Below are 6,595 nucleotides of genomic sequence, written 5' to 3' on the forward strand. Positions count from 1 at the left end.
CCCCGCAGTTCGGTCTGACGTCTCCCGCAGTACACCTGAGCACTACGAAGTGGTAACGGATCACAACCGAAGGAGAGTCGCCGCGGTCTAGTTCGCCGTGAAGATCTCTTTCCTGCTGCACAACGCCTACGGCATCGGCGGCACGATCACCACCACCTTCAATCTCGCCCAGGCGCTGGCCGAGCGGCACGAGGTGGAGATCGTCTCCGCGCTGCGGCACCGAGAGCACCCGAACTACACCCTGGACCCGAGAGTGTCGCTGCGGCCGCTGGTGGACCTCAGGCAGGAGAAGGAGCATCCCTTACACCTGAGACCGGCGAGAGTGTTCCCGCGCGCCGAGTACCGGTACGGGCAGTACAGCGAGTTGACCGACCAGCGGATCGGCGAGTGCCTGGCCGCGACCGACGCCGACGTCGTGATCGGCACCCGGCCCGGCCTCAATGTGCATCTCGCGCTCCAGGCTCCGCGCCACGTCGCACGCGTCGGGCAGGAGCACCTCACCCTGGACAACCATCCGCCACGGCTGCGCAGCACCCTGCGCCGGGCCTACCGCCGGCTGGACGCACTCACCACGGTCACCGAGGCGGACGCCGCCGCCTACCGGCGCAAGATGCGGCTGCCCGGGGTACGGGTGGAGGCGCTCCCGAACAGCGTGCCCGATCCCGCGCTGCCGGCCGCCGACGGCACCGCGAAGGTGGTCGTCGCGGCCGGCCGACTGGTCCCGGTGAAACGATACGACCTGCTCATCGAGGCCTTCGCCGTGGTAGCCGCCGAACACCGGGACTGGCAGCTGCGCATCTACGGCAAGGGTGAGGAACTCGACCGGCTGCGCAAGCTGGTCGCGGACCTCGGCCTGTGGGACAACGTTTTCCTGATGGGTGCGGCGGCTCCCATGGAGGCGGAGTGGGTCAAGGGCTCGATCGGTGCGGCCGCCTCCAACTTCGAGCCGTTCGGCATGACGATCGTCGAGGCGATGCGCTGCGGCCTGCCGGTGGTGAGCACCGACTGCCCCTATGGCCCCGGGGAAATCATCAAGGACGGCGTCGACGGCCGGCTCGTCCCCGTCGGGGACCGTGACGCGCTGGGCGCGGCCCTGCTGGAACTGGTCCGTGACGACGAGCGGCGCCGCCGTATGGGCCGTGCGGCGTTGGAGAACGCGCGCCGGTTCGCTCCCGGCCCGGTGGTCGAGCAGGCCGAGCGCCTTCTCGCCGAGGCCGTCTCGGCGCGAAGGTCGGGGCGACCGGTGGCACAGGAGCCGGCTCGCCCGCACCGCGTCCTGGTCAGCCAGGGCTTCGCCGCTCGCGACGCGGCGTACATCGCGGCCGGCAGTGCGCTGCGCATCGTACGGAGGGGGCAGCGATGAGCACGGAACTCGGTGCGCAGCCACGCGTCGGCTGTGCGGTCGACGCGGACGGCCGGATCACCTTCGACCTGTCCATGCTGCCGATGCGGCCGGACGAGAGGCACGAAGGGCAGCAGTTGCTGCTGCGGCTGCGCCCGAAGAAGGGACAGCCCGAGACGGACCTCCATGTCCTCGACCTGGAGCCTGGGGCCGACGGTCGCCTGTATGCCGTCCTGGGTCCGCACGCCGTTCTCGCGGAGGGACGGTGGGATGTATACCGGATCCAGGATGCTGGATCCGGGCGACAGCGACTGCGCCCGGGCCTGCGCGATCTACGGGCCCTCATCGACGGACACCTTCGTGACCGGCGGTCCCCGTTGGCCGTCCGGATTCCCTACGTCACCAAGGACGGCTATCTGGCGGTACGGGCCTGGCTGCGTCCCGCCCACGCGGAGGTCGACCGCATCGACGTCGCGAAGCGATCGACGACCGTCGGCGCACACCTGCACGGCGCATCCCTCCAGGCGGGAGCCGCCGTACACCTGCGCCTGCGGAGCGTCAGCGGCACCGTACGCACTGTGGAACCACGGGCCGAAGACGACGGCCGGAGCTTCTCCTTCACGATCGACCACGAAGAACTGGCCGCGGGGACGGCCGCCGGGAGCGGCGTCTGGGACGTCTTCGTCCGACCCACGGCGGAAGCACCCCTCATCCGGGTCGCCCGTCTCCTCGACGACGTGGCGGACCGCAAGGAGGTGTTCGTCTACCCGGCGGTCACGGTCGGCGGTGCAGTCCTGCGCCCCTACTACACGGTCGACAACGACCTGTCCGTTGAGGTGACGAAGGCCCGCAGCACGCTTTAACACTTTCGCGTCATTCATGAGATGAACTCACCTGCGACGGAAGGACTTTCACCGTTTCACCTCTTGACGACCGGAGTGACCGAGAGCACATTGGGCCCACTTTGAGAGCGCTCTCAAGCAGTCAGCACAGAGCTCTCGAAGACACCCGCGCATTCCACTCCGTACCCGAGAGGCACTCCCATGAGCGAAACCTCCGGCATACCCCGCAGACGGCGAAGTCCCCTCCGGCGGGCGCTCGTCGCAGTAGTCGGCGCGCTGGGTCTCGCGGCGGCGGCCGCCACGGTCGCCTCCCCGTCCGCGAACGCCTCCGCGCCCCCGCCCCCGACCGGCTGGACGCAGGCCTTCCTCGACGACTTCAACGGCGCCGCGGGCACCGGCGTCAATACCTCCAACTGGCAGTATGCAACGGGGACTTCGTATCCGGGCGGCCCCGCCAACTGGGGCACCGGAGAGGTCGAGACGATGACGAACAGCACGAACAACGTCTCGCTCGACGGCAACGGCAACCTGCGCATCACCCCGCTGCGCGACGCGGCGGGCCGATGGACCTCGGGCCGCATCGAGACCAACCGCACCGACTTCCAGCCGGCGTCGGGCGGCAAGATGCGGGTCGAGGCGCGCATCCAGATGCCGAACGTCACCGGCACGGCCGCCGAGGGCTACTGGCCGGCGTTCTGGATGCTGGGCGCGCCCTACCGTGGCAACTACCAGAACTGGCCGAGCGTCGGCGAGTTGGACATCATGGAGAACGTCCAGGGCCGCAACACCGTGTGGGCCACCATGCACTGCGGCACCAACCCCGGCGGCCCGTGCAACGAGACCACCGGCCTCGGCAACTCCACCGCCTGCCCCAACACCACCTGCCAGTCCGGCTTCCACACCTACACGATGGAGTGGGACCGCACGGCGAGCACGGAAGCGATCCGCTTCTTCGTCGACGGCGTCAACTTCCACACGGTCACGGAGAACCAGGTCGACGCCACGACCTGGACCAACGCCACCGACCACGGCTTCTTCATCATCCTGAACGTGGCGATGGGGGGCGCCTTCCCGGACGCGTTCGGCGGCGGCCTGGACGGCGACACGCGGTCCGGTGTGCCGATGGTCGTCGACTACGTCCAGGTGCTCCAGTCGACCGGTGGTGGGAGCGGTACCACTCCCCCGCCGACCGGCAACCGTGACGCCTACAGCGCCATCCAGGCGGAGTCCTACGACAGCCAGTCCGGCACCAGCGCGGAGACCACGTCGGACACCGGCGGCGGCCAGAACCTCGGCGCCCTGGCCAACGGCGACTGGGCTCTCTACCGGGGCGTCAACTTCGGTTCTACGGCGGCCAGACAGTTCTACGCCCGGGTGGCCAGCGGCGCGGCGGGCGGCGTGAGCGGCCTGGTCGAGGTCCGCCTGGACAGCCGTACCAGCGCCCCCATCGGCAGCTTCTCCCTGGCCAACACGGGTGGCTGGCAGTCCTGGCGGACGATCCCGGCCAACATCAGCTCGGTCACCGGCACCCACGACGTCTACCTCACCTTCACGAGCGGCCAGCCGGCGGACTTCGTGAACGTGAACTGGTTCAACTTCGGCCGCTGACAAGGCGACAGGGAAAGGGCCGGTGATGTGGCGTCGTCGCGGGCCCTGCCGGCCGGCCGGGACATCCGGCCGGGCCGGCACCTGATGTCAACCCGTCATGTCACCCGCGTCACGGCCACCGCGGCCTTCAGGTCGGCCCAGAAGCCGGGCCCGGCGACGATACGAGGACCGAGACGGTAGACAGTCGTCCTCGTACGTCCCCGGACCTGCAAGTGGACTTCGGACGTTCCGGGGTGGATGCGCAGAATCTCCTTGAGCTGCGCGACGGACTGTGGCGTCACGTGCGCCGCCTGTATGGCCAGCCGGACGACAGGACTGTCTCCGACCCCCGACAGGTCAGGGACCTGGAGTTCCATCGCGACGAGCCGGGGAACGTCCTCGCGCTTGTCGAGGCGGCCCTTGACGAACACCACCGCGTCCTCGACGAGTTGGGTCGACACCAGCTGATACGTCGCCGGGAAGAACATGCACTCGATGGAACCGGCGAGGTCCTCCACGGTGGCGATGGCCCACGCGTTGCCCTGCTTGGTCATCTTGCGCTGCAGGCCGGAGATGATCCCGGCGATGGTGACCACCGCGCCGTCGGCGTGCTCGCCCCCGGTGAGCTGGGCGATGCCCGCGTCCGCCTTGTCCGACAGCACGTGCTCCAGACCGAACAGCGGGTGGTCGGAGACGTACAGGCCGAGCATCTCCCGCTCCTGGGCGAGCAGATAGGCCTTGTCCCACTCGTCGGTGGTGAACTCCACGTCCAGGCCGAAGCCCGGCTCGCTGGTCTCCTCCTCGCCCATGCCGCCGAAGAGGTCGAACTGGCCCTCGGCCTCCTTGCGCTTGACCGCGACCACGTTGTCGATCATCGGCTCGAAGTGCGCGGTCAGTCCCTTTCGGGTGTGGCCCATGGAGTCGAAGGCGCCGGCCTTGATCAGCGATTCCGTGGTCCGCTTGTTGCAGACCACCGCCTCAACCTTGTCGAGGTAGTCGGGGAAGGATGCGTACTTCCCCTTGGCCTTGCGGCACTTGATGATCGACTCGACGACGTTCGTGCCGACGTTGCGCACCGCGGACAGGCCGAAGAGGATCACGTCGTCGCCCTGCGCGGCGAAGTTGGACATCGACTCGTTCACGTTCGGCGGGAGCACCTTGATGCCCATGCGCCGGCACTCGTTCAGATAGACGGCCGACTTGTCCTTGTCGTCCTTCACCGACGTCAGCAGCGCCGCCATGTACTCGGCCGGATGATTCGCCTTCAGGAACGCGGTCCAGTACGACACCAGCGCATAGGCCGCCGCGTGCGCCTTGTTGAACGCGTAGCCGGCGAACGGCACCAGTACGTCCCATACGGTCTGGATCGCCTCGTCGGAGTAGCCGCGCTCCCTGCACCCTTCGCGGAACGGGACGAACTCCTTGTCCAGGACCTCCTTCTTCTTCTTGCCCATGGCCCGGCGCAACAGGTCGGCCTGGCCCAGGCTGTAGCCGGCGAGAATCTGGGCGGCCTTCTGCACCTGCTCCTGGTAGACGATCAGGCCGTGGGTGATGTCCAGGATCTCCTTGAGGGGCTCTTCGAGTTCCGGGTGGATGGGGGCGATCTCCTGCTGCCCGTTCTTGCGCAGGGCGTAATTGGTGTGCGAGCCCATGGCCATCGGCCCCGGCCGGTACAGGGCGTTGATGGCGGTGATGTCCTCGAACTGGTCGGGCTTCATCAGCCGGCACAGGGAACGCATGGCGCTGCCGTCGAACTGGAAGACTCCGAGGGTGTCGCCGCGCTGGAGCAGTTCGAAGGTCGTGGGGTCGTCCAGCGGAAGGCTGAGGAGATCGATGTCGATCCCCTTGTTGGACTTCACCATCTTGACGGCGTCGTCCATGATCGTCAGGTTGCGCAGGCCGAGGAAGTCCATCTTCAGCAGGCCGAGCGACTCACAGCTCGGGTAGTCCCACTGCGTGATGGTCACGCCGTCGGTGTGCCTGACCCACACCGGCACGTGGTCGACGACGGGTTCGCTGCACATGATCACGCCGGCCGCGTGCACACCCATCTGCCGCACCAGGCCCTCGACGCCCTTGGCGGTGTCAATGACCTTCTTCACGTCCGGCTCGTTCTCGTACATCGCCCGGACCTCGCCCGCCTCCGAATAACGGGGGTGTGAGGTGTCCGTGATACCGGCCAGTTCGATACCGGAACCGCCGACGTCGGCGGGCATGGCCTTGGTGATGCGGTCACCCATCGCGTACGGGTAGCCCAACACGCGCGCGGAGTCCTTGATGGCGTTCTTGGCCTTGATGGTGCCGTACGTGCCGATCATGGCGACCTTGTCGGCGCCGTACTTCTCCGTCACGTACCGGATCACCTCCACGCGCCGGCGCTCGTCGAAGTCGATGTCGACATCGGGCATGGAGACGCGCTCCGGGTTGAGGAACCGCTCGAAGATCAGACCATGTTCCAGAGGATCCAGGTCGGTGATTCCCATCGCGTACGACACCAGCGAACCGGCGGCGGAGCCTCGGCCGGGGCCGACCGCGATGCCGTTGTTCTTGGCCCACATGATGAAGTCGGCGACGACGAGGAAGTAGCCCGGGAACCCCATCTGGATGATGACGTCCATCTCGTACTCGACCAGTCGCTGGTACTGCTCGTCCCAGCCCGCCGGAAACCGCCGCCGCAGGCCCCTGAGCACCTCTTCTTTGAACCAGGTGACCTCGGTGTAGCCCTCGGGGATGTCGAACTTGGGCATCAGGTCGCGCTTCTCGAACATGCCCGTGGTGTCGATCTGCTCCGCCACCAGCAGCGTGTTGCGGCAGCCCTCCTGCC

Annotated in this window: 4 protein-coding genes; 3 read left to right on the plus strand and 1 reads right to left on the minus strand. The window is 67.7% G+C overall.

Annotated features, from left to right (window positions below; genetic code table 11):
• The first annotated feature begins 97 nt into the window (after positions 1 to 97).
• From CLM62_RS36900 to CLM62_RS36910, 3 genes are all read left to right on the plus strand, one after another.
• Complete coding sequence (locus CLM62_RS36900) at positions 98 to 1,363, plus strand: glycosyltransferase family 4 protein (protein ID WP_095754245.1); 1,266 nt, start codon at positions 98 to 100, stop codon at positions 1,361 to 1,363.
• Entirely contained in the window at positions 1,360 to 2,205 is an 846-nt protein-coding gene (locus tag CLM62_RS36905) for a transferase (RefSeq protein ID WP_095754246.1), read from the plus strand. Before CLM62_RS36900 ends, CLM62_RS36905 begins: the two co-directional genes overlap by 4 nt.
• 180 nt (positions 2,206 to 2,385) lie before the next feature.
• Complete coding sequence (locus tag CLM62_RS36910; protein ID WP_095754247.1) at positions 2,386 to 3,792, plus strand: glycoside hydrolase family 16 protein; 1,407 nt, start codon at positions 2,386 to 2,388, stop codon at positions 3,790 to 3,792.
• 95 nt (positions 3,793 to 3,887) lie between these two features.
• Here the strand turns inward: CLM62_RS36910 and dnaE are convergent.
• A partial coding sequence (gene dnaE / locus CLM62_RS36915; protein ID WP_095754265.1) for a DNA polymerase III subunit alpha occupies positions 3,888 to 6,595 on the minus strand: 2,708 nt, incomplete at its 5' end.

The sequence above is a fragment of the Streptomyces sp. SA15 genome, assembly GCF_002291145.1.
Taxonomy (GTDB): Bacteria; Actinomycetota; Actinomycetes; order Streptomycetales; family Streptomycetaceae; genus Streptomyces.

Excerpts from the sequence above, each read along its gene's own strand:
- CLM62_RS36910 (WP_095754247.1), top strand. The coding sequence starts at position 2,386 with ATGAGCGAAACCTCCGGCATACCCCGCAGACGGCGAAGTCCCCTCCGG.
- CLM62_RS36905 (WP_095754246.1), top strand. The coding sequence starts at position 1,360 with ATGAGCACGGAACTCGGTGCGCAGCCACGCGTCGGCTGTGCGGTCGAC.